The following is a 26,323-nucleotide window of genomic DNA, read 5'->3' as shown; positions in this document are numbered from 1 at the left end:
CGGCAAAACCGCCAAGGCTGTGCGTGAAAGACTTCCGAAAGCGCATTTCGCAACCGTTTACGCCAAGCCGCTTGGCCGCGAAATTGTTGATAGCTTTGTGACCGAAGTGTCTCAGGATACGTGGATTTACTTCCCGTGGGACATGGAACTGTCGGTCAACGCCCCGATCTCTGAACGCGTTCGTTAATCGACCTGGGGAAACCAACCGTATCCCTTGTAAGGCCGATTGCCAGACAAGGAGATTTCAGGATGACCCGATATTTACGCCCGGACTTCCGTCGCCAGTTGCACACCGCACGCCGATGGGCCGGGCGTTTGTGTTTGTGCACCCTTGCTGTTGTGGCGATGTCGGCAACAAGCCTTTCGGCCAATGCCCAACAAGTTTCTGAGCGGGTCGCACGCGTGCAGTCATTGCTAAGTGCTGAAAGCGGCTATCGCCTGTCGGTCTTTGCCGAGGTTCCCAACGCCCGAACCATCGCAGTGGCCCCGGAACTGGGCGGCATTTTTGTCGGCACGCGCGGACCCAATCTTTATTTTGTCCGTGATGAAGACAGCGATGGCGTTGGCGAGGAGGTCAATCTGATTGCTGATGATTTCAAGCAGGCCAACGGCATTGTCTATAAACCGGGGACCCTGTTTGTTGCCGATCAGCATCGTATTGTTTCTTACGACCTTGCCAATTTTGATGGCGAACGTCTTGGCCCGCCGCGCATCCTGTTTACCAATCTGCCCGATAAAAGCCATCACGGCTGGCGCTATGCGACCCTTTCGCCGAATGGCGATCGCCTGTTTGTTGCGGTTGGGGCACCGTGCAATATCTGCAAGGTCAGTGGCCTTGAAGGCACGATCATTTCCATTCCGGTCAATGGGGGCGCGCCCGAAGTTTATGCAAGCGGGATTCGCAACTCTGTCGGGCTGACGTTCCATCCTGAAACGGACGAACTTTGGTTTACCGACAATGGGGGCGATCATCTGGGCGACAATGTCCCGCGCGAGGAGCTTAATCGCGCCCGTCAGTCCGGCCAGTTTTTCGGGTATCCGTGGTATGCGGGCAATGACACCAGAAGCCCGCAATTTGCCGATGAAACGGTCCCGGAAGAGGTCATTTTCCCGGAATTTACCTTTAATGCCCACAATGCGCCGCTTGGGTTTGCCTTTGATGACGGTGATGCACTGGTTGCGCTGCATGGATCGTGGAACCGAACCGTCCCGGACGGGTACGAGGTGGTCCGGGTTGAATTCATCAATGGCAAGCCAGTGACAGAAAACCCGTTCCTTAGCGGATTCCTGCGCAGCAATGGCGAAGTGATCGGGCGTCCGGTTGATGTGAAACACTATATCGACGGGTCGATCCTGATTTCAGATGACAATGCCAGCGCGATCTGGCGCATGATGCCGGATGGCTAAGATTTTCCGGATTTGATCAGGGAAATTAAATCGGTGGATCGGAATGTGACCGGCTTGCGTTGATTGGAAAAGCGGGCTATAAATCGCGCGCTTCGCGGGTGTAGTTCAATGGTAGAACAGCAGCTTCCCAAGCTGCATACGAGGGTTCGATTCCCTTCACCCGCTCCAAGCTTTTCCTGACAAAATCACGTTTTGAAAATCCTCAGTCTGCTGCGCATGATGTAGCGGTTATGCATGTCCGTTCGCATGTCGACATGCCCCCGTCCGGGCAACAGGCGATCATTCGGTTTCGCAGGCGTTTGCGCGCGCGTTGAATGCGTGATTTGACGGTTGGCAGCGCAAGGTTGTTCTGGGTTGCAAAGTCGATCTGGCGGGTGCGGTTGAGGTCAATGGCGCGCAGAATATTCTGATCACCGGCAGCCATTGTCGAGATGATCCCGGTCAGACAATCGTTCAGACCATTAACATCCGCATCATCATCAGTTGTTCGGTTCAAATTGTTTGGTGTTTCTGTTGTCGGGTCTGATTGCAGGGCGTCAAGCGCACTGCGTTCGCGACTTTTCTTGCGATAGTAATCAACAAGTTTGCTGCGTGCGGTGGCATAAATCCATGCCGATGGATTGGATGCGGTGGCAAGGCTTGATCTGTTGCGAATGATGGCTTCGAGAATATCTGAGACAACGTCATCAACCGCGTCATTCGGGACGCGACTTTGAACAAATCTGTGCAGGCCCTTTTGCAGGGCCTGCCAATCAGAAGATGTGTCTGAAACGGGGGTGAATTTCATGGCGTCAGGCGCAACATACCTGTTGAGTTTCTGATTCCTTGCCGGGCTGTTGGCCGCAACACCCCGCACTTGATGAACCGGTTTCATTTTGAGCGCTGTCGGGGTCATCATCAAGGATGCGATACCATTCCCACGCCAGACCGTCTGGTTCCTTTGTCCAGAATTTTGATTGTTCGGCGTGACAGCAACCTGTCTCAGCGATCTCGCTTGTGCTCAGATTGCCCGCATGCAGGCGATCTGATGCTACGTCAAATTCCGACGGGCTTTGGCATTCAACACCAATGTGATTGAGGAGCTCATCTGCGCCGGGATGTTCAAACAAAACAAGTTTCAGTGGCGGTTGGGCAATTTCAAAGTTGGCATAACCCGGGCGTTGTTTGTGAACCGGGGTTGCGAACATTTCGCTGTAGAATTTGATGGCCCGATCAAGGTTTTTGACATTCAGGGCAAGTTGCAGGCGCATTTTGAATTCTCCTGTGTGGTCATTTTGATGCACAGGAAGACGCGCGTTCTGGCGAAAAGATGCAGGTACGGGCGAATTAAAAACGGGCCGCGCGGATCATGGGGCTGGTGCGCGATATTGCAGGTTCATTTCGCGGGCTTCTTCGTCACTGCAGATCTTTTTCAGATCCTTGCTTTCATATTGGCTAAAGCGTGGGTCGAGGGTGCTAAGGTAATTGCCGTTACCATCATCGACAAAGAGGCAACGCGCGTTTTCGCCGTCAAGTCGATCCCCTTTGCGCCAATCGGCTGGTGCGATCAAATCACCGCCATGAATGCCGATCCTGGCATTGCCAGCATCTTGCGACAGGCGGTCATAGCGATGGGAATAGCCCGCAATCGGGAATGCTTCGCCGTCGCTGATCATGGCTGCCGCCACATCGCGTTCGCCGATGCCGCATTCGACGACGGGGAAGCCATCTGCTTTGCCCGCACGCGCCTGATCGCCTGGCCAGCAATGGACGTCAAACGGGGCCATGGCGAAATATTTGCGCAATTGCATGGCCGAAGACATGCCGCAATCCCAGAAACTGCCATTATGCAGGCATTGCTGACCAAGTTCGGGGGCATCCATCCCCGCGATATCGACGACTTGCCCGGCAATCATGATGGTGTCGCCATCAATGACCAGAATATCACGCCCCTTGGTGACAAGCCCGCCCGGACTGGAAAGGCCAGGTGAAGTGTCGGCGGCACGGACCGGTGCGCTGTGCCAGTGCAGAGCAAGGGCAATCAGGGCTGGAATAGCAAGTAGGGCGATCAGGCGGGTAACGCGTTTCAAACTGGCCTCGATGGTCTTCAGGAATTTGAGCGACATTCAACCTTTGTGGGAATGACACTACGGTCATGGCGACAGGACAAGCAAAAAGAACGGCAAAATGATGACGCATTTGTCGGGTGAGGGCGCGTAACGGTCAGCGGCCTCACGGGTGCCATGCACAATAACCGGATGCATCCAAAGACGTTTGGCGCTACAAGCGGGTTTGTCTTTTGCTGTCAGGGAAACTTGTTTGTTCCGTCTGCAACCCATCTTTTTCGTCGTCGGGGTGATGGTCATTATCATCGGGATATCGATGATGGTGCCTGCTGCTGTTGATCTTGCTTATGGCAACCCGGACTGGAAGATTTTTGCACAAGCGTCGATTACGACAATCGGGCTGGGTGGCATGGCATGTCTTGCCTGTCGGTCTGATATCGGCCCGCGTGTAACCGCACGTCAGGGTTACGTTCTGACAGTGGTTTCGTGGATTGCCGTTAGCCTGACCGGGGCACTGCCGCTTTGGTATTCGTCGCTTGAGCTCAGTTTCTGTGATGCGGTCTTTGAAACTGTTTCGGGTCTGACAACGACGGGTTCGACGATCCTGTCGGGTCTGGATCATTTGCCGCCGGGCTTGTTGATCTGGCGGTCGATCATGCAGTGGCTTGGCGGTATCGGGATTATTGTGACTGCCCTCGCCCTGTTGCCGATGATGCGGGTTGGCGGCATGCAGCTTTTCCAGATGGAAAGTTCTGATCGATCCGAAAAACTCAGTGGTCGCATGCGCGATATGTGCCTGCAGATCGTGATGATCTATTCGTTTCTGACCCTGGTGTGCATTGTGCTGTATCGCATCTTTGGCATGGGATGGTTTGATGCGATCAATTACGGCATGACGACGCTGTCGACCGGGGGATATGCCACATCGGACCTTTCGTTTGCCAATTTTGACACCAGTCTGTCGCTGCACTGGATTGCCATCCTGTTCATGTTCTTTGGTGGTTTGCCGTTTACCGCTTATGCGGTGTTTCTGCGCAAGCGGGCGATAAAGGCCGTGATCGGCAATCAGCAAATCAAATTGTTCTGCCTGATCATTGCAGGTTTCACATTTTTGCTGACCCTGCGGCTGCTACAGATTTCGGATGACAGCATCTTCCGGTCGCTGACCATTGCGGCGTTCAACCTTGTGTCGGTGATTACGACCACGGGCTATGCATCGGGTGATTACCTCTTGTGGGGCCCGGCTGCAGTGATGCTGTTTTTCTTTGCGACCTTTATCGGCGGTTGTTCGGGATCAACATCGGGCGGTTTCAAGATGTTTCGCCTGTATGTCGTGTTTACCGGGCTTCGTGCCCATTTCATGCGCCTGCGCAGCCCGTCAGCCGTGGTGGTCAGCCGCATTGACCGCCATGAAATCACGTCCGACATCTATAACGCCGTGACGGTTTATGTCTTTCTTCTGACCATCAGCTATATCGCGGTGACGGTTGCCCTTGGTCTGACGGGGCTTGATCTGATTACGTCGATGAGTGCTGCGGCAACCTCACTTGCCAATGTCGGGCCGGGGCTTGGCAATATCATCGGACCTGCGGGCAATTTCCAGTCCTTGCCGGATTCCGCGAAGTGGATTTTGGATGTTGCGATGGTTCTGGGCCGTCTTGAGTTCGAGACGCTTCTTGTGCTGTTGATGCCGTCCTTCTGGCGCGACTGATCCCTGATTTTGTTTTTGATGATTGTTGGTGTCGATCTGTGACGGTTGCCATAGATCGCAGGTTTGCTTTGCGTCATTTTCGCACCGTGTATAAGTTTGTAGCGTTAATAACAAACACACAAACAGTGGACACGGACATGAAACTGCAGAAAACGATCACGACCAAAATCGCCGGGGCCCTTGCGGTCCTTTTCCTGGCGGGTGCTGTTTCCGCATGCTCGCCCGAGGTGGGCAGCGAGGAATGGTGTAATGAGCTTAAGGAAAAGCCGAAAGGCGACTGGACGGCAAACGAGGCGACCGATTTCGCCAAACATTGCCTGATGTGATCAGTGCATTCGCCTGATCGGACATCAAGACGATCAGCCGATTCTTTTTCATAGTCTGGATATGCCGTCTTTATGGCGGCTAGATCCGCCCTTTGACATCTGCTTGGCGGTGGTTCAGTCGAAGGGCGGATTTTTCAATTCCGGCGTTGGAAAACGGTTTGGAACAATCTGTTGTCTTCGGCGTTAGACACAGGACAACAGCGCGCATGCGTGCGATGCAGCAACGTGGATTTGCCTTGTTTGGATAAATCCCTATAATGCGCGGCCCGCGAATGATCGCGGCAGTCGAATATGACAGTAATTTTTATACGAGGTTAGACAACTATTATGAGTGCCGAAAATCTCCATGTCGGTGTGATCGGCGCAACCGGTGCGGTTGGCGTCGAGCTGATCAACGTTATGTTTGATCGCAAGTTCCCAGTGGGTGAACTCACCCTGTTCGCTTCCGAGCGTTCAGCGGGCAAGACCGTGGAGACTAAATTCGGCACTAAGACCGTCGCGCTGTTTTCCGTTGAGGAAGCCAAGCAGTGCGACATTGTCTTCCTTGCCGTTTCCGGTGACTTTGCCAAGGAATATGCACCCAAGATCGCCGAAGGCGCGCTGGTGATTGATAACTCCTCGGCATTCCGTCTGAATGACGATGTTCCGCTGATCGTGCCGGAAATCAATGGCGACCTTGCCAAGACCGCAAAACTGATCGCAAACCCGAACTGCACCACGGCAATCGCCGCGGTTGCGCTTTGGCCGCTGCATCAGGCCTTTGGCCTGAAGAAAGTGATCGTTTCGACCTATCAGGCCGCATCAGGTGCCGGTCAGCCGGGCATGAACGAACTGCGCGAAGGTCTGGCCGCTGGTCTTGAAGGCAAACCGGTCCCGGCAGAGGTGTTCTCGTCGCCGCTGGCCTTTAACGTGATCCCGCATATCGATAGCTTCCAGGACAACGGGTACACCCGTGAAGAAATGAAGGTGACCTGGGAAACGCGCAAAATCTTTGGCGCGCCGGATCTGCCGATTTCATGCACCGCGGTTCGTATCCCGACCGAGCGGACCCATTCCGAGGCGATTGTGGTTGAAACCGAAAAGGCCGTCACACCGGATGCAGCGCGCGAAGTGCTGGCAAAAGCCAAGGGTGTGAAGCTTGTCGATGATCCGGCAAACAACAAATACCCGATGCCGCTGACCGCGACCGAACAGTATGACGTCGAAGTTGGCCGCATCCGTACCAACCTGATCTTTGGTGATCATGGTCTGGAACTGTTTGTTGCCGGTGATCAGCTGTTGAAGGGTGCTGCCCTGAACGCTGTTCAGATCGCAGAGGCATCCATCGCCGACTGATCGCGATCCATCGCTGACTGATTTTAACAAAACACCCCCGCCAGAATGTTCTGGCGGGGGTGTTTTGTTTGCACAAACCTGTGGCCCGGTGTGTCAGGAGAGCGAGATATGGTCGCGTCCGGATGCCTTGGCGGTATAAAGCGCGTTATCAACACGCGCCATCAGGGTGTCGAGATCTTCACCGTCGCGATACTCGGTGATGCCGGCACTGATCGTGACCGGAATGTGATCGCGCCCAAAGCGAACCGGGGCATTGCGGATCTGATCGGCAAGATTGCGTGCCTTGGTCATTGCTTCCTTGCGTTCTGTGCTTGGGAACAGGATGACGAATTCATCACCACCCCAGCGACAGATCACATCTGTTTCCCGAACGTTTTGACGCACCGTTGTCAGAACTTCACGCAGGGCCGCATCGCCACCCGGATGACCATAGCCGTCATTGATATCCTTAAAGCCATCAACGTCAAAACACATCACTGACAGCGGTGTTTTCTGGCGTTTCGCGTTCTGGACTGCCTGATCAAAGATCATGTCAAAGACCTGCCGGTTAAAGGTGCCGGTCAGCTTGTCACGCGATGCCAGTTCTTCGAGCCGTTTTTGATAGTTGCGCACGGTCAGGAAAGCGACCAGACCAACGATCACCGTGATCAGAAGCGAGATCGCAATATTGATGAACAAGGTGTTCTGCAGGCGTGCATCGGATGAATAATCGCTTTGTTCAACAATCAGCAGCCAGCCGAATTCCGGCACCAGACGGCTGTTTACGAAATAGGTGTGTCCATCATCCTGATAGCTGATCGAGGTGCCGGGCGCGGTCAGGATTTTGGTTGCCTGATTGCGCATGCCAAGCCGTTCCTGAATGCTGTGCGCATCCCCAAATCCACTACCGCGCAGGGTGACGTGGCCTTCGGTATCGATGAAATAGATCGTTCGTCCATAGCGCGCCTGATAGGTCTCGATCAGGTTGGTAACCGAACTGACCGAAAGCCCCACACCCGTAATGCCGATGACATTGCCGTTGTAATCACGCACCTGATAATTGACAAAGATCGACAGGCGCGACCGATCAACCGTGTCATCATCTATATTGATTTCGTAGGGCTGCTTGCTGTCACGTGCGCTGAAGTACCAGTCATCTGCCGGGTCGTCTTCGCTGATCTGTTTGATCACGCCGGTCGGGTGATAGTAATTGCGCGTTTCTTCTGAAATGAAATAGGACGTGATCGTATCGAAACGTGACTGGATTTCGCCGAGATATTTGGTGATCTGTTCATGATCCTTCTCGCCGGAAATGACCCAGTCGCGAAAGAAGGTGTCATGCGCCATCAGCGAGGAAATAAAGATCGGCTGAAGCAGATCGCGCTGAATTTCCGAATAGATGTTGTCACTCGTAAGCGGCAGCGTGCTTTCAGAGATTTGTTCTTCCAGAGAATCCCGCGCGACGTAGAAGCTGACAAAGCTCGTGGTCAGGAAGCCGACGGCGAGCAAAAGACACAGAGTGATCGCGAAGTATAGTTTCTTTCCTCGCACGGAAAGTCCCCCAAAAGACGGTCATTAGGTAAATGGCGATGATTGTGCTCATCGTTTTTGATCCGCCCAATTTAGGGGAAAGTCGGTCCCGTTGCACGACACAAATCAAAGCAACTTTCGTATGTTTCCGGCGGGGCGAGGTTGTAAAGGTGATAAGAAACCGCTGATTGATTTGTAGTGATTCTAATGTTGAAGGCAGCCCTCGGAAATCACATAAATCCTTGTTCAATCGGTCTTGGGAAATGACGTTTTCTGATAAAGCAGAGAGTTTGGTGCCAAGCATCGGATTGATCCGTGACGTGTGGCCACAGGCACTGGCGCAAGTTTAAAAACCCTGTTTGGTCGAGACGGTCGGCTTGCTTCTGGCGACCGAAAAGGGCTGGACATTGTGGTGTCATGTGCCAAGAATTCGCAGCTTGTGATGAATGGGGTGCATGCGAACCGAGTTTTCGGCTATGTAGTGCACTCCTAGACAAAACATCAAACGCATCATGCGCCGTTGTTCCGGGGGGGATTTTGCGGCGTATTTGCCAAGAGGCGCTTCATTGATCGATTTCCGTCCCATTCTTTTCATCGTAGGCATTCTGCTTTGTACGTTGTCGATTGGCATGTTCATCCCGGCGCTTGTTGACCTGTATTACGGACAAAGCGACTGGATCGTGTTCTCGGCAGCGTCTTTCGTCTCGCTGTTTATTGGCGGGGCACTGATCATGATGAACCGGATGGACAATCTAAAGATCAACTCCCGGCAGGCCTTTATCCTGACCACGCTGAGCTGGTTGGTTCTGACCGCGGCGTCGGCTCTGCCGTTTGCGTTTTCCGATCTTGATATGTCCTATACCGACGCATTTTTCGAAGCGATGTCGGGTATTTCCACCACGGGATCGACCGTGATTGTCGGGCTTGATTCGGCCCCGCAGGGGATCTTGCTGTGGCGTGCGCTTCTGCAGTGGCTTGGCGGGATCGGGATTATTGTGATGGCGATTGCCGTTATGCCGATGCTGCGCGTTGGTGGTATGCAGCTTTTCCGCATGGAGAACTCGGACAAGTCCGACAAGGCCTTTCCGCGCGCAACCCAGATCGCGATGGGGATTGCGGTGCTTTATGTGAGTTTCACGGCATTTTGGGCGATCATGTTGTGGTCTGCGGGCATGACGCCCTTTGATGCGATTGCCCATGCAATGACAACCATCGCGACCGGCGGATTTTCAACCAAGGATGCGTCGATCGGGCATTACGACAGTACGACAATCGACATCATCATTACGCTTGGAATGGCGACCGGGGCCCTGCCATTCATCCTATATCTTCAAATGCTGCGCGGGCAGGGCAAACCGCTGTTTCGTGACAGTCAGGTGCGCTGGTTTATTACAATCGCCGTAACGATCATTGTCGGTCTGGCAGTTTGGCATTCGGAAACCAATGGCGTGGACTTCCTTTACGCCCTTCGCTACACGTCGTTTAACATCATGTCGGTCATGACCGGCACGGGCTATGCCACCACTGATTACGGGCTTTGGGGCCCGTTTGCGGTGACGGTGTTCTTCTTTGTGATGTTTATTGGCGGGTGTGCAGGGTCGACGACCTGCGGGGTAAAGATCTTCCGACTGCAGGTTCTATATGAAATCGCCAAGATCCAGCTTTCGCACATGCTGCGCCCGCACGGCGTGTTCATTGCCTATTACAACCGCAAACCGCTGTCAGAAGATGTCACGGAATCGGTTCTGAGCTTCTTTTTCCTGTTTGTGTTCTGCTTTGTCGTTCTGGCCGCAGCACTTGGCGCGATGGGCCTGGATTTCATCACCGCGGTTTCGAGTGCCGGGACAGCGATTGCCAATGTCGGGCCGGGACTGGGACCGATTGTCGGCCCATCGGGCAATTTCGCGACGCTTCCCGATGGCGCCAAATGGCTGATGTCCATTGGTATGCTGATCGGCCGTCTTGAAGTCTTTACCGTTCTGGTTCTGCTGTTCCCGGCTTTCTGGCGCGACTGATCGGACCCCGATTATCTGGTAAGAATTGTTCGGCCCCTGCAAGCTCTGCTTGCAGGGGCTTTTTTATCCTGTTGACGAACTAGGACGACTGTCCTATTTTCAGGGTTAGGACAATCGTCCTAAGTTGGGTCAGCCGGGTGGATGTGTTCGAAAATGGCAACAGAAACACGAGAACGGATTGTCGAGGCTGCGGACCTGCTGTTTTACCAGCATGGGTTCGAGGCAACGTCATTTGCGGATATCGCAAGGACTGTCGGCATATCGCGTGGCAATTTCTATCATCACTTCAAAACCAAGGATGACATTCTTGATGGGGTCATCAACCGCCGCCTTGCGAATACCGAGCAAATGCTTGATCGATGGGAAATTGCCGGGTCAGACCCGGCAGAACGCATTCGAAGCTTCATCCATATCCTGATCGTCAATGGCGAGAAGATCCGGAAATTTGGCTGCCCTGTCGGCACGTTGTCGTCGGAACTGGCGAAACTGAACCACGCGGCCAAAAGCGATGCGGCGGCGCTGTTTACCCTGTTTCGCAGTTGGCTGCGCCGTCAGTTCGAGCGGTTGGGTTTTGGCGACAAATCCGATGAATTGGCCATGCATATCCTTGGTCGAAGTCAGGGTGTCGCGACCCTTGCCAATGCGTTTGATGATGACCGTTTCCTGCGCCATGAGGTCGAACTGATGTGTGACTGGCTTGACGCGCAAATCGCTGACCTTGCCAACAGCAATCATCCAACAGGGGAGTAAACCATGTTTGCGATCTTTCTGAAATTTGCCGAAAACCGCGCAAAGGCACCTGAATTCATGGACGCGCACAAGGCATGGATCAAACAGGGCTTTGATGATGGCGTGTTTTTGATGGTCGGCAGCCTGCAGCCAAATATGGGCGGTGCGGTTCTGGCCCACGGTGTGTCGCGCGACGAGATTGAAGCGCGCGTGAATGAAGATCCGTTCGTTGCAGAAGACATCGTGACGGCCGAAATTCTGGAAATCTCGCCGGCGCGTGCTGATCAACGTCTTGATTTCCTGATGGGGTAAGCAATGAGCAAAACAACAATCGGGTCGGACGGGAAATGCCGGTGCGCGTGGTGTGATGCCGCCCCTGAATTTAACGCTTATCACGATACGGAATGGGGCTTTCCGGTTGTCGATGACATCCGGCTGTTTGAGAAAATCTGTCTTGAAGGATTTCAGTCGGGGTTAAGCTGGCGCACAATCCTGAGCAAGCGCGAAAATTTCCGCGAAGCCTTTGCCGGTTTCGATTTTCACAAGGTTGCCCAGTTTGATGATGCAGATGTTGAACGTTTGCTTGGTAACGCAAGCATCATTCGCCATCGCGGCAAGATCGAGGCATCCATCAACAATGCCAAACGGGCCTGTGAAATGGTTGCGCAGGAAGGATCGCTTGCCGCCTATTTCTGGCGGTTTGAACCAAAATCGGATGAAGTTGACCCACCACAGTCGATGTCAACGTCGCCGACATCTGTTGCCCTTTCCAGGGACCTCAAGAAACGGGGCTGGAAGTTCGTCGGGCCGACCACGGTGTTTGCCTTTATGCAGGCGATGGGGTTGATCAATGATCATGCGCAAGGCTGCTTTTTGCGCCAGCAGATTGACGACATACGTGCGTCATTTGTACGCCCTGTCTGAGCGGCCCCAAAAAAAACACCCCTTGCCCGTATCTGGACAAGGGGTTTTGAGGGCGGGGATCATTTCAGATCCCCAGATGATAATCCGGCAAGGATTATGGGGTCGTAGACCTGCAGTTTCACTTGAGGTGCCGACGTCAAGGGAGGGTGCAACAGGGGATAGGAAGGCTTCAATAAGAATACCGTGCACACTCAAGTGAGTTTGGCGATACCGAACCCTGGGTCAGGAGCGGATCGGGGATCGGGATCGGGCCCGGCATCGCCATACCCAAAGGTCGCAAATACTGTTCAAAAGATAAAATCGAATATTAAATAAAAATCGATAGATAAAATCGATTAACAGGGTGCACCATGATGGTGCATCGCGGTGAAATCAGCTGCCAATCGGCAATTTGACGGTGAAAACAGCACCATCTGGCCCTGTTGCAGTGAGGCGAAGTTCCCCATTATGGGTGCTGATCAGTTCACGCGCGATGGCAAGACCAAGTCCGGTGCCGCCCTGGCGTCCGCTTCCGGCAAAGGGTACGAACAGGTTTTTGATCGCCTTTTCGGGCAGTCCCGGGCCGTTATCGGCAATGATTACGTCAATGAAACTGCGGGCCTTGTCCGATTCGTCGCCGTTTGACGTTTCTTTTCGGATTTTATGCGTGATGCGCACCAGATTGGCTCCTGCTTCGAGCGGATTGCGCATCAGGTTGCTAAAGGCGCGAAACAGCATGTCATAGTCGGCCTCAAGCGTGACATCATCGGGAAGGTCTATTTCGATGCGGGCCGGGCAATTTTTTTCATCGTCATCTGCTTTGGCCATTGTGCCATCAAGCAGCGTTTCGGATTTTTGCAGCAATATCTGATCGCGGATTTCCTCGATCAGCTCAATGAGTGTGAAGGTTGCAAGATCGCGCGGCGGTGGCGTTTCGCGTGCAAATGACAGGGTTTGTTCACTGATATAAACCGCGCGCTCCATTGATGATAACAGGCGCGGCACAACAGCCCGGACTTCGTTATCTTCGCTTTTGGCAAGCTGTTCGGTCATCAACATGGACGTCGCCAGCGCATTGCGCAGATCGTGACTGATCTTGGTTGCTGCCGTGCCAAGTGCTGCAAGCCTGCGGCGCTGATTAAGCATCGCCTGAAGGTCTTGTTGCATAATCGCCAGTTCTTGCCGGGCGACGCCAATTTCGTCATCGCGGTCCCCCGGTGTGATGAGCGATGCCTTGTCCTGCGGGTCTTCGCGAAAGCGGATCATGTCGTGGGTGAGCGTGCGCATTGGCCGCACCAGCAAGCGGTTCAGGGCGAAATAGACAAGGCCGGCCGTAAAGAACGAAATCATCAGTGACAGGCCAAACACCCGCCAGCCGAAATTGCGCATGGCCTCGGTCAGACGATCTTCGTGGACAAGGACTTCTATCTCGAAATCCGGTGCCATGGATGGCATCCCAACCACGCGCAGCACGCGGTTTTCGGTCTGGCTTAGCGTTGATAACCCCTCCATCAAGGCCATCGGGATCGAGAAATCCGTCAGTTGGATATCCTTGTCGACCTTGGCCGGCATATCGTCGCGCTGCAAAAGCAATTTGCGGTCTTCACGTCGCAGAATGACCGCCTCAATCCCGGCATTGGACAGAAGTTCGCGTTCGAGGTCATCGGGGATCATCTGATCCGGGGTGGCTTCAAGCGCAAGGGCTGCGAGATAACCGGAATCAAGGTGGGCCTTTAGCCAATCAATCCGAAAGCGCGCAACCGAGGGGGCGAAAACAAATACCTCTGCCAGCATGACAAAGCTGACCGTCAGCACCAACAGGCGTGCGGAGAGGGATTTGGCCCAAGGGGGCAATTTCAGTTGCCGATTGTTCATGATTGAATCTTAGGCCAGGAAGTCAAAGAAAGTACAGCGATACAGACGTTTGTTTTCAGGGGCGATGGCAAGAAACCCGGTTAGGCAAATTTAAGCAGAAAGCGAACCAGCTTGCGGGTTTTCTCGCCAAACAGGCTTGGCGTATACCACGCCCCGGCGACGCGTTTGGAAATTTCACCAAGGGTTGGATAAGGCGCGATCATGCCTGCGATGGCCCCGATCTTCATTTTCTTGCTAATCGCAAGTGACCAGACACCGATGAGCTCCCCCGCTTGTCGACCGACGATGGCAGCCCCCAAAATTCGGCCCTTGCGCGTGGTGATAACCTTGATGAAGCCTGTGGTGTCGGCTTCTGCGCGTGCGCGGTCGTTTTCTGTGTAATCCCAGGTCACAACGCGAATGTCATCGCCAAACTTTTTGCGGGCGGCCATTTCCGTCAGGCCAACCTGTGCTAGTTCCGGGTTGGTATAGGTCACCCATGGCACGGCACTGTGATCAACCTTGGCCGGAAGACGGAAAAGCGCATTGCGTATCACGATGCCTGCGTCATAACCGGCCATATGGGTGAATTGCAGGCCACCTGTGACATCGCCGATGGCAAATACCTTGTGGTTTGATGTGCGTAAACGCGCATCGACTGAAATACCCTGTTCGTTGCGATCAATACCGGCGTCCTTCAGGCCGAGATTCTCAACATTCGGTTTGCGCCCGGCGGCCAGCAACAGGTGACTGCCTTCAAGGGTGATTTCGATGCCTTCGTGTTCGATTACGGCCCTGATCTGCTCGTTTACCTCAAGGACTTCCTTGGTTTTGGCATGTTCATACAGGCTGATGCCATCGGCCTTGATGCGGTCGCGGACCACAGCCACCAGATCAGGGTCGTCCTTGGGCAGGATGGTGCCCATTTCGATTACCGTGACCTTCGCGCCCAGTTGATGGTGCGCCTGGGCCATTTCAAGCCCGATGGGACCGCCACCAATAATGATCAGGTGGTCAGGGCGGACACGGTTTTCAAAAATGGTTTCGTTGGTAAGGTAACAAACGCTTTCAAGTCCCGGGATTGGCGGTACAGCAGCCCGAGAACCGGTGGCGATGACAAACCGTTTGGCCTTGATTGTCGTTTCACCTGCCACGACTTCGGCGGGACCGGTGAAGCGGGCCTCTGCCTGAATGACGGTGCATCCCAGTTCTTCAAACCGCTCGACGGAGTCATGAGGAGCGATGCCGGAAATGACGGAATGGACGTGGTCGATTGCCCGGCCAAAGTCGATCTCCACCGGCCCGGTCGATACGCCAAATCGTGAAGCACTACGTGCATTTTCCGCCGCGTGGCCGGCCGCCAACAGGGCCTTGGATGGAACGCACCCGGTATTCAGACAATCACCGCCCATCTTGCCCTTTTCAATCAGGACAACCTTTGCGCCCATCTGAACCGCACCGGCGGCAACTGACAGACCGCCTGAGCCCGCTCCGATCACGCAAATATCGGTGTGAATGACTTTATTCATGGCCGTTCGCCCCGCTTTTTCGTTGGCGCAGTTTCTTATAGGCGACGGGCAGCAGTGCCAGTACCGCCAGTCCGACAATCGGGGTCAGAATACGGGGTTCGAAAATGATCCCAAGATCGGGTGTCTTTCCCTGATCAAACAAGGCCCCCAGACCATCGCCGATCGAGGCATATACAAAAGTGCCCGGAATGATGCCGATCATGGTGCCGAATACAAATGAGCGCAATTTGACGCCAAGAAGCGCGGGCACAAGATTGACCAGCCAGAACGGAAAGATCGGGATCAGGCGCAAGACCATCAGGTAGCTGAACGCATTTTCAGCAAAGCCTTCCTCCATCTTGCGCACAGCATTTCCGGCCTTCGCACGCATCAGATCATAAAAGGCATATCGGGCAGCAAGATAAACGACCGTTGCACCAATGGTTGCAGCGACCACAACATAGGACGTGGCAAGGAAAGACCCGAACAGAAAACCGCCGGTGATCGTCAGCACTGAACCGATGGGCAAGGACAGGGCAACGGAAACGACATAAAGCCCCATAAAGACCAGAACGCTGGATACCGGGTTATTGGTAACAAAATCCTGCAACAGGTCGCGATTTTCGCGCAGCGTTTCAAACGACAGCAAATCCAGAACACCAGCCGACCAGGCAAGAACCAATCCGCCAATCAAGATCGTCACAGGCATAAGCTTGCGCCAGAGCGGCTTTGACGGGATTGTGATTTCCGATTGGTTATCTGGTTTCTTATCGGACACGTGTGACACCATTGAACTGGTTTTGGTCATTGATTTCAGGCTCTTGCAAGTCGATCATTTGGCACGATATGCAAATCCCAAACAACAGGATCGCATTATTTGATCCAACATTAGAGAGAAATTTCAAAACTTGCTCATGAACTGCTTTCACCATTCCGTGAGGAGAATTTGTGGAATGCGACGCGCATCAGGGCGTGCATATGCGCAAAAATCCTGAGGGAGTGGCGCTTGACGTAGGGAAAAACTGGACGTATCGTCTGCGCATCGTGGGATTTGTCGACCGGCTTGCGGCCACGTAAAAAATCGCTAAAGAGGGGTGATCTGGCTTCGGCCCTGACCCATTCACGCCGGTCAGGGTTTTTTTGTGTCCGGACCGCATCACTTCGGGCATGTAGGAGCAAGACGATGACGACCGAAAAAAAGGCTTCCGATAACTGGCGCGCAGCGACCCGCTCTGTCCGTGGTGGCACAGCGCGCAGCGGCTTTTGCGAGACCTCCGAAGCCATCTTCATGAATTCCGGCTATGTGTATGATACCGCTGCCGAGGCAGAGGCCTCCTTTGATGGCAGTGGTCCGGAACGTTTTGTTTATTCCCGTTTCGCCAATCCGACCGTTGGCATGTTTGAAGAGCGCCTTGCCCTGATTGAGGGCGCGCAATATTGCCGTGCAACGGCATCGGGCATGTCGGCTGTCTGGAATGCCCTAGCTGCAAGCACAAAAGCAGGTGGTCGCGTGGTTGGGTCGCGCGCGCTTTTTGGTTCATGCGAATTCATTCTTACAACCCTTTTGCCGCGTTTTGGTGTTGAGACCGAACTGGTCGATGGCACGGACAAGGCGGCATGGGAAGAGGCGCTTTCCAAACCGGCAGATGCGGTTTTTCTTGAAACCCCGTCGAACCCGACGCTTGAGGTGCTCGATATCCCGTTTATTGCCGAACTGGCCCATAAGGCCGGTGCCAAGGTTGTTGTTGATAACGTCTTTGCCACACCAATCCTGCAAAAGCCGATGGAGCTGGGTGCCGATATCGTCGTTTATTCCGCGACCAAGCATATTGATGGTCAGGGCCGCTGCCTTGGCGGGGCGATCCTGTTTAATGACAAGGAATGGCACGACGACCACCTGACCACCTTCCTGCGTCACACCGGACCAAGCATGAGCCCGTTCAACGCATGGGTGTTGCTCAAGGGTCTGGAGACCCTGAGCCTTCGCGTCGATCAACATATTCGCAATGCGACAGCACTGGCGGAATTTCTGACGGAACAGCCACAGGTGTCACGCGTTCTGTATCCGGGACTGAAAAGTCACCCGCAGCATGAATTGGCAATGCGCCAGATGTCTGGCCGTGGTGGTGGATTGATCGCAATTGAGCTTTCCGGGGGCAAGGCAGCGGCGTTTTCGCTGCTTGATAACCTCAAGCTCATTGATATTTCCAACAACCTTGGTGATGCAAAAAGTCTGGCAACCCATCCCTGGACCACGACCCACCAGCGTGTACCAGCCGAGGACAAGGTCGCGATGGGCATTACCGAAGGCATGCTGCGTTTATCTGTTGGTCTGGAAGATATTGATGACCTTAAGGAAGACCTGTTGGCTGCCCTTGCCGTTTAAAAGGCTCGGACAACAGTAATCCCGACATCGATCCGGCCCGTACATTGTGCGGGCCCTTTCGTATCCGCCCCGCGATAGGCCCCGTTTTGTTTTAACTGGCGGCTGGCACTTTCGGGATGGATTGTCTACATAAAGGTCCATCTATCGCATTCTTGGCTGATGCAAATTGACTTGAACACACTTGGCCCGGAGACATGCATGTATTCGACCGTAACCCACGATATCAAGGTGTCGGTAAACCCGATGTTCCTTGAGGACGAATCAGATCCGGAAACCCATCGCTATATTTGGGCCTATCGTATCGAGATTGAGAACCTTGGCTCGAAAACCGTTCAATTGTTGAATCGGCACTGGCGGATTACAGATTCGCGCGGTGAAACCCAGGAAGTAAAAGGCCCGGGCGTGGTTGGTGAACAGCCTGTTTTGGCATGTGGCGAAAGTTTCAACTACACAAGTGGCGCGCCACTGACCACACCAAGTGGATTCATGGTCGGGACATTCGAAATGACGGATATGGACGGCAATCATTTTGATATTGCGATTCCGGCCTTTTCGCTGGACAGTCCGCATGGGCAACACACTGTGAACTGATTGCATCAAAAAACAGTATCAGGTAGCGCGGGCCCTGAGCCCCACCAAGGCAGGTTCAATCCTGTAATAAAATGACAAAGGATTTGGTATGTGCAGCGAACATAACCCGGTGAAGCGTCCGACACGCGAAGAAGCAGAAGAAGCAGTTCGGACACTTCTGCGTTGGGCCGGGGATGATCCCGACCGCGAAGGTTTGCGCGGAACGCCTGACCGCGTGGCACGGTCTTATGGTGAATTCTTTGCTGGCTATCAGCAGGACCCGGCCGAGATTCTGCGTCGGACATTCGAAGAAACCGACGGCTATGACGAAATGGTCGTATTGCGCGACATTCGCGTCGAATCCTATTGCGAACATCACATGGTGCCGATCATCGGTGTGGCGCATGTCGCCTATCTGCCGCGCCGCCGTGTTGTTGGCATTTCCAAGCTGGCCCGCGTTGTCGAGGTCTATGCCAAGCGCCTGCAGATTCAGGAAAAGATGACCGCACAGGTTGCCAACACCATTCAGGAAGAACTCGATCCGCTGGGCGTGGCTGTTGTGATTGATGCCAATCATCAGTGCATGAGCACACGTGGTGTGCACAAAACCGGTGTTTCGATGGTGACCAGCCGGATGCTTGGCGCATTCCGCGATGATCCGATCACGCGTCGTGAATTCTTTGCCATGATCGGCCGCTAAACCAACTCGGACGACCCGAAAACAAAAAAGGCCGCAGCACGATACATGCTGCGGCCTTTTCATTTACATCACGCGCTTGCTGCGGTTGCGCGTTATTCCTTGAAATCGCTATGGCAGGATTTGCAGGTCTGCATCATCGAACCAAGTGTTGCCTTGAAATCGTCTTCTGATCCGCCGGAAACTGCGACTGTTTTAAGATCGCCGGCCTTGGCATTCAGTTCATTTGCCAGATCCGTGAATTTTGACCAGTCTTCCCAGATGTCTGAAAGTGCTTCAGACGGTTTGTCATTACTGCCTTCCGGGAAAAGGGCGGTAAAGGTTTCGCCTGAATGACCTTCGATAATTGTCGCGGCTTTCGCGACCTGGTCCGGGTCGTAGGGCAATGTCCCCTTCATCATCGGGACCATGATTTTGACCTGTTGGCCAATGGCCTTCATGCCTTCCATGCGTTCCTTGACAACACCGGTTGCGCCTTCATGGGCAATGGCGGCAATGCTGCCGACCATGCTGAGCGCAACAGCGGTTCCAATCAGAATTTTCAACTCTCTCATCCCTTAAATTATGTATCTCTCTCACGGGCCTTTAGGCAGTTATCGTACGTTATTGACCAAATTGGGCAAGGATGTGGTCAACCGAACTGACATAATGTCCACCAAACAGTCGAACATGAACCAATAGCGGATAAAGGTTATACAAATTTCGGCGTTCTTCAAAGAATCCGGGCGAAACAGGCAGTATTTCGTTGTATCGCCCAAAGAATTCCGGTGTCAGGTCGCCAAACAATGTGCCAAAGGCCAGTTCGATTTCGCGATCGCCATAATAGATTGCCGGATCAATCAAACCAGCCAGCCTGCCCGACTGACACAGGATATTACCACCCCATAAATCACCATGCAGAAGCGAAGCGGCGCTGTTTGTTGGAAGATACCGTTCAAGACCGTCGATCAACCGATCAATGCGTACGACCATGCTTTTTGGTATTTTGCCCTCATGGAACGCATGGTGCGCCATATGACGCAAACGGTGTTCGGCAAAAAAGGTAATCCAGTTTGTTTCCGGTGTGTTGGGTTGCGGTAATCCACCGATCACGGTGTCAAAATCTAATCCGAATCTGTCCGATGTGACTTGATGCTGGGCGGCGAGTTGCTCTGCCAGGTCAAGCTGTACAGATCGGCTCATGCGATTGTCATTGGTAATATAGGTCATCACCAGAATGCCTCCATCCGCATAGACGACCTCCGGACAGGTGATCGGCGAATGTGCCTTGAAGTAACGCAGCATATCCGCCTCGATGGCAAGGCTACCATCGTTGGTATCGCTTTGTTTGATCACCAGTTGCCGACCGTCATCAAGATTTGCACGCATGACATCGCCAACGCATCCGCCAGAAAGCGGCGAGATGGATTGCAGTGTGCTCCCGGTGTGGCGGTTGATCAAGTCTGCCAGTGCATTGTTATCCATGGTGAAACCGGACGTTTGCTGGATCTAGATGCCGTGTTTTTCTCGGATATCAGACAGGAGCCTGACTGAGGCTTCCTCGATCATGTCAAACACATCAACAAAGCCGTTGGGACCACCGTAATACGGGTCGGGGACGCTTTGCCCGGCCAATGTCGGATGATAATCCAGAAAAAGTTCAATACGATTCTGATGCGTGCTGGGGGCCTGAGCGCGCATGTCGCGCAGATGCCCGTGATCCATCGCCAGCACATAATCAAATTGCAGATAGTCATTCGGGTTGATCTTGCGTGATCGAATGTCGCTGAGATCAAGGCCGCGGCTTTTGGCCATTTCACTTGATCGCGGGTCTGGCTGTTCGCCAACGTGATAAGCTGACAGGCCGCAGCTATCAACGCTGATATGGTCATCCAGTCCGGCGTCACGAACCATCTTGCGAAAAACGCCATCGGCCGTGGGCGAACGACAGATATTGCCGGTACAGACGAAAAGAACCTTGATCACGTTATCAATCCGTATTTCTGGGAAATGTCTGAAGGTACTTTCAAACAGTGACATGGTGGCATCCTTCGGGCAATGCCCCGTCGCATGGATGACTGCGAAGAAAGCTCCGATTGCCGAGAAAATCCGGTAAATGTAACAGCTTCGTGACATTTTGGATCTGGCGCTGACAGTCGGATCAATAGTTTGTATGATCGCGCCAAGATTTGTCCATTTGGCGCGTTTTTAATGCAGGAATTTGTTTCTTTTGGTTTGCATGTTGCCCTGATTCGGCAACTGGCGTGGTTGCCGCGGGGCTATGACCTTGTTCCGGCCGGAACAGTTGTGACCTCGGCCAAGCTGCGCAGCATCATGCTGGCCCTTGAAGAGATCAATGGTCCAGCCGTCCTTGTGCGCCTTGGGCGTTATCTGGCAGCCAAGGAACAGGAACCCATCCTGACCATGTTGCGTCATTCGGCCACCCCTTCGGTGATTGCGGATCGCTGGCGCCGTCTTGAAGGGTATTCTCATGCCCGTGCGCGCAGTGCGTTTGCCGTGACCGGAAAATCCATGAACATTCATCGTGGTGTGGTCCGTGGTCAACCGCCCGCACGGGTGGAAAACCTGCTGTTGCTTGGGTTCCTGATCGGCTTGCTTGAAGCTGCCGGGGCTGAAGACATTGACGCCACTATACTGCCAAGCCACGGTTCTGCGGTGCGTGTCATGCGCAAGGGGCGCGTCAGTGACAAACTTGCCTTTGCCGGGCGCGGTTTGCGATTCCGGATCAACTGGGGCAGCTTCGAACAGGTCTCTTCTTCGTACCCGTTTATGGCCAATATGCCCGGAACGGCTCCTATGATCGGGGCGCAGCGACCGGTGGTGCAGCAGCTGTGTGCTGTGCTTGAGCATGATATCGGGCGCAGTTGGACGATTGATGAAGTTGCCGCGGCACTTGATACATCTGGTCGCACCCTGCAGCGTCGCTTGCAACAGGCCAACAGTCGGTTCTCTGATCTTTTACGGTTGGTTCGGGTACGCGAAGCTTGTCGGCTTCTTTACGGCACAAACCTGTCAGTGGGTGAAATCGGTTTCTGGTGTGGTTTTACCGACAATGCCCATTTCTCGCGCGATTTCAGGCGTTTGTTGTCTATGCCGCCGTCGGTCTACCGCGAAGCCAGCATCGGCCACGCCGGTTTGACGCGGGCCTGATCAAGCCGAAGGTCTTTGGTGGACCGGGGCCGGATTGGCCGCCACTTGATTGAGCCGCATGATTGACCTGTTCGGTTTCCTTGGGTATCAGCAGCGCGATACGCGATATTGTTGCGCCCCTTCGCATCCACGAGGCTGCCATGACCGAGTCTACCCGCCCAGAAAATGAATATTCCGGTTTTCTGCCGCCGCGTTTCCAAAACCGTCCGGATGCAGATGACGTGGTGGTCAAGACCTGGACGGTCGGCGACGCGCTGGAAGATCACAACGTTCCGGACATACCAGCTGCACCATCCCTGTTTTTTGATCTGGTTGCCCCTGCTGCTGGTCGGGCCGATGCGACCGGGTTTGCCATGCTGTGGCTGGATCGCCATCCGCATGAAGCGCCGGGCTGGCGCCTGTCCATCGGTCATGTTGGATCGGAAGATGATCTGGAAATGGCGGTGGCCAAGCCACTGGCACGACTGGTCGATGCCATGCCGATGGCCAATTTCGAATGCGAAAGCTGGCATCTGACGCGTCCGCTCTGGCGCAAGCGCGCCGAGCCGGTAAAGCTTGTCTTCTGGGGCGATTTTGCCAAGCATGCCCGCGCGATTCTGGGTCATAGCGATGGCGCGTCATTCTATCAGCCACTTGGGGCAGGCCTGCGCTCTGATGATGTCGCAACCATGTTGCCCCTGCTTGAAGACATGCTGGGCGACCCGTTCCTGAAGGGGGGTATGGGGTTTGAAGATGCCTTGCGGCTTGGTGTTGCTTTGGGGCGCGCGCATCTGATCGAAAGCTGGATCGAAGCAGGCGGTGCCGAAAAAGAACCTTACTTCCGGCCGATGAAAATCTGGCATCAGGCGTGGCTTGCCAACGCATTGATTGATCCGGCGGTGGCAAGTCTTGCCATGTCGGGCAAGCCACCGATGCCCGCCCTTGATTTTGCAGGGAACAGCACACCGGCATCGCGCCGTTCGGCCCTTGATGATCTGTCATCATGGCTTACAGAAGTGTTCTTTCCCGATGAATATCCGGCCCTTCGCAACGCCTTTGTTGCCGGAGTGCAGAATGCCGTTTGGCTCGATAGCGACCTGCAACAATATCTGCAACCACAACAACGCTCCGAGATATTGCAAGGCCTGATGCCCTACTGCCGTTGGTTCCTCGCCATGGCGCTTTATAACCATCTGGGCAATCTGGCGGCCGGGACGGCGCGCGATGATCAGGTCGCATTTTACGCAACTGTTGTCGATGCCCTGCCTGAACTGGCCCCGCTGGGCGAGTTCGCAACCCAGCGCGATATCGAACAACACATTATCCGGATTGATGCCCCGCGTGCCGCATCGGCGTTTGATACGCTGGTCCTGCCGTTCTGTGATCTTCTGATGCCGCGACGCCAGTTTGACGCCACGCGTTCCTGATTGCCGGGCCAATCCCACAAAGAAAAAGCGCCTCCGGTAAATCCGGGGCGCTTTTTTGGTTTCGATATCTGGCTTGGCTTAAAGCTGTTCGGGATTTTCCGGAATGTCACGTGATGACACGATCAAAAACCGGATCGCCAGGCCGCTAACCGCGACAAGGCTGGCAATCGCAATGCCCCAGAACAATCCGGGCACGCCCATCTCAAGGGTGAAAGACAGGTAATACCCAACCGGGATCATGACAAAGATGTAAGACACCAGATGCAAGATCGTCGGTGCCCATTTGTCCCCGGCCCCGCGAAGCGCGCTGATCGCTGCGTTCTGCCCGCCATCGGTTGGGAAAATGATCGGCATCAGGATCAGAACCGAGACTGTTGTCGCAATTACCGCAAGGTCTTGCGTAAACAGATGCGCAACCGCATTGGGGAACAGGTAAAGCGGAATGCTAAGTGCAAGCATCACAATCATGGTGGTCAAAAGGCCGATCCACCCGGCAAGCGCCATGTCCGGTCGATCCCGCCGGCCATAGGCGATCCCGACCCGTACCGATGTTGCAGAAGCCAGACCAAGCGCGACCATGAACATCAACGCCAAAAGCGTCATGCTGATCCCGTAACTCGCCGCGGCAATAACACCAAGGCGTCCGGCAAAAAGCTGCATGGCGGCAAAGGCACCGGTTTCCATGCCCTGACTGGCTCCGGCAGCATAACCAAGATGACGGGCATCGCGTGATCCACGCCACCAACCGGCAAAGCCATTTCGGATGCCATAAAGATGATGGCTTTTCATCAACAGGATATAGCCCAGCAGACTAAGCGCCATGAACCAGCGGATCACACTGGATGTCCAGGCCGCACCTTCTGCGCCCAGTTCCGGCAAGCCAAAGGCGCCGTAGACCAGGCCATAATCCAGAACAAGGTTGATGAAGTTGGCAACAATCATCATCACCATACCCGGTAGCGGGCGCTGCAATCCCTCAAGGAAGAAGGCGCAGGTAATGTAAATAAGGGCGGCTGGCATGCCGATCGACAGGATTACCGCCAGATCACCGGCATGATCGGTGATCTCGGTCGGCTGGCCCGTAATGACAAACAGCCAATGTGATTGCATGGTCAGAATGGTAAGCAGGATGCTGACCAGAATGGCATAGGGCATGGCATTGCGCCAAACCGCACCGGCGGCCATCAGGTTGTCACGGCCCTTGGCATGCGATGTCATCACCATGACCCCGGTCAGAAGCCCGATGCCGGTGACCATCAAGGATGTGAAAGGCGCGTGCGCAATATTCAGATAGGCCAGCGCCGCACTGTCATAATTGCCAACCACGATGGTATCGACCACGGCCATGATCAGCATGCCAAGACGGGCAATCGTGACCGGCAGTGCCAGTCTGAACAGTTCACTCAGATGGCGCTTTACCCGGTTATCGGGATAAAGCGGTGTTGGCGACGTCGCCGGATCAATGGGGGGCGGTGGAACCGCGGCACCATCTTGTGGGGCAATTGACATTGAACTGTTTCCTGCGTGTTATTTGGCAATCAGGACCGTGGATCGTGGTGGCGCTCCGGTTCTGGTGCCATGTTGCCCCTTTATGGGGTCTATCTGTGGGCGGCGAACGGTCGCCTTGGGATTGCCATCAGCAATTTGGCCGGATCATCGGTAATGACAGATGTAGCTCCCCAGGAAAACAGCTCCTTGGCGCGTTCGACATCATTAATGGTATAACAAACCAACGGCACACCGGCATCGACAATCTCGGCAGCAACAACCGGTGTCAGCGCCTTGTGATCGATATGGATGGCAGAAGCGCCAAGACGCTCATACTCCACCTTCCAGTTTTCCGGCAGGGTTTCAAGCAGCCAGCCACATGGCAGGTCGGGCATATGTTGGCGCATATGGGCAACGGCGGTGTCGTCAAAGCTTGAGATCAGAATCGGCGGGACGGTCTTCGATCTTCCAAGTTCCTTGATGACTTCTTCACAGAGCCGCACCGGATCACAGCCCGACGGTTTGATTTCAAGGTTGGCGCCCATTTCCATGAAGTAAAGGGTCTCAAGCGTATCGGACAGGGTCGGGATACGTTCACCTTTATATATGTCTGAAAACCAGCCACCAGCATCGAGGCCGCGCAGGGTCTCAAAATCGCTGTGGTGAACAGGGCCGGTTCCGTTGGTTGTGCGCTCAAGTGTGTCGTCATGAATTAGAACGCATTTGTTGTCCGCGCTTAGCGTGACGTCACATTCAATCCATTTGGCGCCGCGGGCGCCGGCAACCCGAAAGGCGGCAATGGTGTTTTCCGGGGCTTCAATCGAAGCGCCGCGATGGGCGACAATGTGCGGGATCTCGATCACGGATGTTGGCCTTATGATTTGGGTGGGCAGCAACACGGAAAACGGCTGATGGATGGATCCATCGGTTGTGTTGGCGTTGCAAGATCATCAATGGGATTCTCTTACGCGACTTGGATTGTGTGAAAAAGCGAAAATCTTGTTGCGATTTGAACGTTTCCCTTTTCGTTTTTGCTGCGAAGTCATTGGACTCCATATTGTAATCACTAAGCCAGAGTCCGTTTTCCTCATGGTTTTCCGTGTTATGCGCCGATGTGGGTCGAGCTATGCACATATCCGGTTTCTACGTGAAACCCCCGAAAGCCAAGGGTTTGTGCGGACCGTTTCGGGGGTGAAAAAAACAATCGCCGAAAAACTCCAAAAATCTCGAAAAAAGGTGTTTACAGGTTCGGATTGGGGCCCTATAACCCGCCTCCACCGACGG

25 protein-coding genes, 1 tRNA gene, 1 pseudogene and 1 riboswitch are annotated in these 26,323 nt (G+C 54.1%); of the genes and pseudogenes, 15 read left to right on the top strand and 12 right to left on the bottom strand.

From position 1 onward, the window contains the following. From B2R48_RS04030 to B2R48_RS04020, 3 genes and pseudogenes are all read left to right on the top strand, one after another. Positions 1–187 (top strand): annotated as a pseudogene (locus B2R48_RS04030) (xanthine phosphoribosyltransferase); the annotation flags it as partial. A 62-nt stretch (positions 188–249) separates the two neighbouring features. Then, entirely contained in the window at positions 250–1,407 is a 1,158-nt protein-coding gene (locus B2R48_RS04025; protein WP_296998089.1) for a PQQ-dependent sugar dehydrogenase, read from the top strand. A 94-nt stretch (positions 1,408–1,501) separates the two neighbouring features. After that, a tRNA-Gly gene (locus B2R48_RS04020) sits at positions 1,502–1,575 on the top strand. Positions 1,576–1,609: 34 nt separating this feature from the next. Here the strand turns inward: B2R48_RS04020 and B2R48_RS04015 are convergent. From B2R48_RS04015 to B2R48_RS04005, 3 genes are all read right to left on the bottom strand, one after another. After that, positions 1,610–2,194: a sigma-70 family RNA polymerase sigma factor gene (locus B2R48_RS04015; RefSeq protein WP_296998088.1), complete on the bottom strand. Its 585-nt coding sequence runs from the start codon at positions 2,192–2,194 to the stop codon at positions 1,610–1,612. A 4-nt stretch (positions 2,195–2,198) separates the two neighbouring features. Continuing rightward, a complete protein-coding gene (locus B2R48_RS04010) occupies positions 2,199–2,657 on the bottom strand; it encodes an ArsI/CadI family heavy metal resistance metalloenzyme (protein ID WP_296998085.1) in 459 nt (152 codons plus the stop codon). Positions 2,658–2,753: 96 nt separating this feature from the next. Then, positions 2,754–3,512, bottom strand: a complete 759-nt coding sequence (locus B2R48_RS04005) for a thermonuclease family protein (RefSeq protein WP_296998082.1) — start codon at positions 3,510–3,512, stop codon at positions 2,754–2,756. 193 nt (positions 3,513–3,705) lie between these two features. On the opposite strand from B2R48_RS04005, the gene B2R48_RS04000 reads away from it, so the two are divergent. The 3 genes from B2R48_RS04000 (at position 3,706) to B2R48_RS03990 (ending at position 6,824) form a co-directional block, all read left to right on the top strand. Further along, positions 3,706–5,163 carry a TrkH family potassium uptake protein gene (locus B2R48_RS04000; RefSeq protein ID WP_296998079.1) on the top strand — a complete coding sequence of 486 codons (1,458 nt, stop codon included), beginning with the start codon at positions 3,706–3,708 and terminating at the stop codon, positions 5,161–5,163. 137 nt (positions 5,164–5,300) lie between these two features. Then, positions 5,301–5,489, top strand: coding sequence for a DUF3012 domain-containing protein (locus B2R48_RS03995; protein WP_296998076.1), 189 nt, complete (start codon positions 5,301–5,303; stop codon positions 5,487–5,489). A gap of 327 nt (positions 5,490–5,816) precedes the next feature. Continuing rightward, on the top strand, positions 5,817–6,824 hold the full coding sequence (locus tag B2R48_RS03990) for an aspartate-semialdehyde dehydrogenase (protein WP_213475417.1): 1,008 nt from the start codon (positions 5,817–5,819) through the stop codon (positions 6,822–6,824). A 93-nt stretch (positions 6,825–6,917) separates the two neighbouring features. On the opposite strand, the gene B2R48_RS03985 is transcribed toward B2R48_RS03990, so the two are convergent. Further along, positions 6,918–8,354, bottom strand: a complete 1,437-nt coding sequence (locus B2R48_RS03985) for a sensor domain-containing diguanylate cyclase (protein WP_296998071.1) — start codon at positions 8,352–8,354, stop codon at positions 6,918–6,920. 545 nt (positions 8,355–8,899) lie between these two features. Between B2R48_RS03985 and B2R48_RS03980 the strand changes: the two genes are divergently transcribed. From B2R48_RS03980 to B2R48_RS03965, 4 genes are all read left to right on the top strand, one after another. Continuing rightward, positions 8,900–10,348 (top strand): TrkH family potassium uptake protein, encoded by a 1,449-nt coding sequence (locus B2R48_RS03980; RefSeq protein ID WP_296998068.1) that lies wholly within the window; start codon positions 8,900–8,902, stop codon positions 10,346–10,348. A 153-nt stretch (positions 10,349–10,501) separates the two neighbouring features. Next, on the top strand, positions 10,502–11,098 hold the full coding sequence (locus B2R48_RS03975; RefSeq protein ID WP_296998065.1) for a TetR/AcrR family transcriptional regulator: 597 nt from the start codon (positions 10,502–10,504) through the stop codon (positions 11,096–11,098). Positions 11,099–11,101: 3 nt separating this feature from the next. Beyond that, positions 11,102–11,389, top strand: a complete 288-nt coding sequence (locus B2R48_RS03970; protein ID WP_213475420.1) for a YciI family protein — start codon at positions 11,102–11,104, stop codon at positions 11,387–11,389. Positions 11,390–11,392: 3 nt separating this feature from the next. Then, positions 11,393–12,001, top strand: coding sequence for a DNA-3-methyladenine glycosylase I (locus tag B2R48_RS03965; RefSeq protein WP_296998060.1), 609 nt, complete (start codon positions 11,393–11,395; stop codon positions 11,999–12,001). 372 nt (positions 12,002–12,373) lie between these two features. Here B2R48_RS03965 and B2R48_RS03960 read toward each other — a convergent pair whose 3' ends face one another. The 3 genes from B2R48_RS03960 to B2R48_RS03950 all read right to left on the bottom strand — a co-directional run bounded on the left by B2R48_RS03960 (position 12,374) and on the right by B2R48_RS03950 (position 16,120). Then, entirely contained in the window at positions 12,374–13,855 is a 1,482-nt protein-coding gene (locus B2R48_RS03960) for an ATP-binding protein (RefSeq protein WP_296998057.1), read from the bottom strand. Positions 13,856–13,935: 80 nt separating this feature from the next. Then, positions 13,936–15,363: a dihydrolipoyl dehydrogenase family protein gene (locus tag B2R48_RS03955; RefSeq protein ID WP_296998054.1), complete on the bottom strand. Its 1,428-nt coding sequence runs from the start codon at positions 15,361–15,363 to the stop codon at positions 13,936–13,938. After that, entirely contained in the window at positions 15,356–16,120 is a 765-nt protein-coding gene (locus tag B2R48_RS03950; RefSeq protein ID WP_296998052.1) for a TVP38/TMEM64 family protein, read from the bottom strand. Before B2R48_RS03950 ends, B2R48_RS03955 begins: the two co-directional genes overlap by 8 nt. Before the next feature lie 256 nt (positions 16,121–16,376). After that, a riboswitch (SAM riboswitch) is annotated at positions 16,377–16,451 on the top strand. Between the two features lie 74 nt (positions 16,452–16,525). Between B2R48_RS03950 and metZ the strand changes: the two genes are divergently transcribed. The 3 genes from metZ (at position 16,526) to folE (ending at position 18,998) form a co-directional block, all read left to right on the top strand. Further along, positions 16,526–17,728: an O-succinylhomoserine sulfhydrylase gene (gene metZ, locus B2R48_RS03945; protein WP_296998049.1), complete on the top strand. Its 1,203-nt coding sequence runs from the start codon at positions 16,526–16,528 to the stop codon at positions 17,726–17,728. 198 nt (positions 17,729–17,926) lie between these two features. After that, a complete protein-coding gene (gene apaG / locus B2R48_RS03940) occupies positions 17,927–18,319 on the top strand; it encodes a Co2+/Mg2+ efflux protein ApaG (protein ID WP_062953726.1) in 393 nt (130 codons plus the stop codon). Positions 18,320–18,407: 88 nt separating this feature from the next. Continuing rightward, on the top strand, positions 18,408–18,998 hold the full coding sequence (gene folE / locus B2R48_RS03935) for a GTP cyclohydrolase I FolE (RefSeq protein WP_008889129.1): 591 nt from the start codon (positions 18,408–18,410) through the stop codon (positions 18,996–18,998). A gap of 92 nt (positions 18,999–19,090) precedes the next feature. Here folE and B2R48_RS03930 read toward each other — a convergent pair whose 3' ends face one another. Genes B2R48_RS03930 through B2R48_RS03920 form a run of 3 tightly spaced genes read right to left on the bottom strand, consistent with a single transcriptional unit; the run spans position 19,091 to position 21,014 of the window. Continuing rightward, the gene (locus B2R48_RS03930; RefSeq protein ID WP_296998047.1) at positions 19,091–19,540 is read right to left on the bottom strand and encodes a c-type cytochrome; all 450 of its coding nucleotides are present in this window, start codon (positions 19,538–19,540) and stop codon (positions 19,091–19,093) included. Positions 19,541–19,598: 58 nt separating this feature from the next. Further along, the gene (locus B2R48_RS03925; protein ID WP_296998044.1) at positions 19,599–20,459 is read right to left on the bottom strand and encodes a fructosamine kinase family protein; all 861 of its coding nucleotides are present in this window, start codon (positions 20,457–20,459) and stop codon (positions 19,599–19,601) included. Between the two features lie 24 nt (positions 20,460–20,483). Next, positions 20,484–21,014, bottom strand: coding sequence for a low molecular weight protein-tyrosine-phosphatase (locus B2R48_RS03920; RefSeq protein WP_348657932.1), 531 nt, complete (start codon positions 21,012–21,014; stop codon positions 20,484–20,486). A 171-nt stretch (positions 21,015–21,185) separates the two neighbouring features. Between B2R48_RS03920 and B2R48_RS03915 the strand changes: the two genes are divergently transcribed. Next, positions 21,186–22,145, top strand: coding sequence for a helix-turn-helix transcriptional regulator (locus tag B2R48_RS03915; protein ID WP_213475428.1), 960 nt, complete (start codon positions 21,186–21,188; stop codon positions 22,143–22,145). Between the two features lie 140 nt (positions 22,146–22,285). Further along, entirely contained in the window at positions 22,286–23,551 is a 1,266-nt protein-coding gene (locus B2R48_RS03910; RefSeq protein WP_296998042.1) for a hypothetical protein, read from the top strand. Positions 23,552–23,629: 78 nt separating this feature from the next. Here B2R48_RS03910 and B2R48_RS03905 read toward each other — a convergent pair whose 3' ends face one another. Next, positions 23,630–25,060, bottom strand: a complete 1,431-nt coding sequence (locus B2R48_RS03905; RefSeq protein WP_296998039.1) for an MATE family efflux transporter — start codon at positions 25,058–25,060, stop codon at positions 23,630–23,632. Positions 25,061–25,149: 89 nt separating this feature from the next. After that, positions 25,150–25,902 (bottom strand): glycerophosphodiester phosphodiesterase family protein, encoded by a 753-nt coding sequence (locus tag B2R48_RS03900; RefSeq protein ID WP_296998037.1) that lies wholly within the window; start codon positions 25,900–25,902, stop codon positions 25,150–25,152. Positions 25,903–26,323: the final 421 nt, after the last annotated feature.

The sequence above is a fragment of the Thalassospira sp. UBA848 genome (assembly GCF_002295455.1).
In the GTDB taxonomy this organism is placed as follows: domain Bacteria; phylum Pseudomonadota; class Alphaproteobacteria; order Rhodospirillales; family Thalassospiraceae; genus Thalassospira.
Note: the sequence above shows the minus strand (reverse complement) of the source record. Positions and strands in the feature narration are given on the sequence as shown.

Bases quoted from the DNA above. Each gene is read 5' to 3' on its own strand.
- B2R48_RS04025 (WP_296998089.1), top strand. From the start codon at position 250: ATGACCCGATATTTACGCCCGGACTTCCGTCGCCAGTTGCACACCGCA.
- B2R48_RS04015 (WP_296998088.1), bottom strand. From the start codon at position 2,194: ATGAAATTCACCCCCGTTTCAGACACATCTTCTGATTGGCAGGCCCTG.
- B2R48_RS04010 (WP_296998085.1), bottom strand. From the start codon at position 2,657: ATGCGCCTGCAACTTGCCCTGAATGTCAAAAACCTTGATCGGGCCATC.
- B2R48_RS04005 (WP_296998082.1), bottom strand. From the start codon at position 3,512: ATGTCGCTCAAATTCCTGAAGACCATCGAGGCCAGTTTGAAACGCGTT.
- B2R48_RS03995 (WP_296998076.1), top strand. From the start codon at position 5,301: ATGAAACTGCAGAAAACGATCACGACCAAAATCGCCGGGGCCCTTGCG.
- B2R48_RS03990 (WP_213475417.1), top strand. From the start codon at position 5,817: ATGAGTGCCGAAAATCTCCATGTCGGTGTGATCGGCGCAACCGGTGCG.
- B2R48_RS03975 (WP_296998065.1), top strand. From the start codon at position 10,502: ATGGCAACAGAAACACGAGAACGGATTGTCGAGGCTGCGGACCTGCTG.
- B2R48_RS03970 (WP_213475420.1), top strand. From the start codon at position 11,102: ATGTTTGCGATCTTTCTGAAATTTGCCGAAAACCGCGCAAAGGCACCT.
- B2R48_RS03965 (WP_296998060.1), top strand. From the start codon at position 11,393: ATGAGCAAAACAACAATCGGGTCGGACGGGAAATGCCGGTGCGCGTGG.
- B2R48_RS03960 (WP_296998057.1), bottom strand. From the start codon at position 13,855: ATGAACAATCGGCAACTGAAATTGCCCCCTTGGGCCAAATCCCTCTCC.
- B2R48_RS03955 (WP_296998054.1), bottom strand. From the start codon at position 15,363: ATGAATAAAGTCATTCACACCGATATTTGCGTGATCGGAGCGGGCTCA.
- metZ (WP_296998049.1), top strand. From the start codon at position 16,526: ATGACGACCGAAAAAAAGGCTTCCGATAACTGGCGCGCAGCGACCCGC.
- apaG (WP_062953726.1), top strand. From the start codon at position 17,927: ATGTATTCGACCGTAACCCACGATATCAAGGTGTCGGTAAACCCGATG.
- folE (WP_008889129.1), top strand. From the start codon at position 18,408: ATGTGCAGCGAACATAACCCGGTGAAGCGTCCGACACGCGAAGAAGCA.
- B2R48_RS03925 (WP_296998044.1), bottom strand. From the start codon at position 20,459: ATGGATAACAATGCACTGGCAGACTTGATCAACCGCCACACCGGGAGC.
- B2R48_RS03920 (WP_348657932.1), bottom strand. From the start codon at position 21,014: ATGTCACTGTTTGAAAGTACCTTCAGACATTTCCCAGAAATACGGATT.
- B2R48_RS03915 (WP_213475428.1), top strand. From the start codon at position 21,186: ATGCAGGAATTTGTTTCTTTTGGTTTGCATGTTGCCCTGATTCGGCAA.
- B2R48_RS03910 (WP_296998042.1), top strand. From the start codon at position 22,286: ATGACCGAGTCTACCCGCCCAGAAAATGAATATTCCGGTTTTCTGCCG.
- B2R48_RS03905 (WP_296998039.1), bottom strand. From the start codon at position 25,060: ATGTCAATTGCCCCACAAGATGGTGCCGCGGTTCCACCGCCCCCCATT.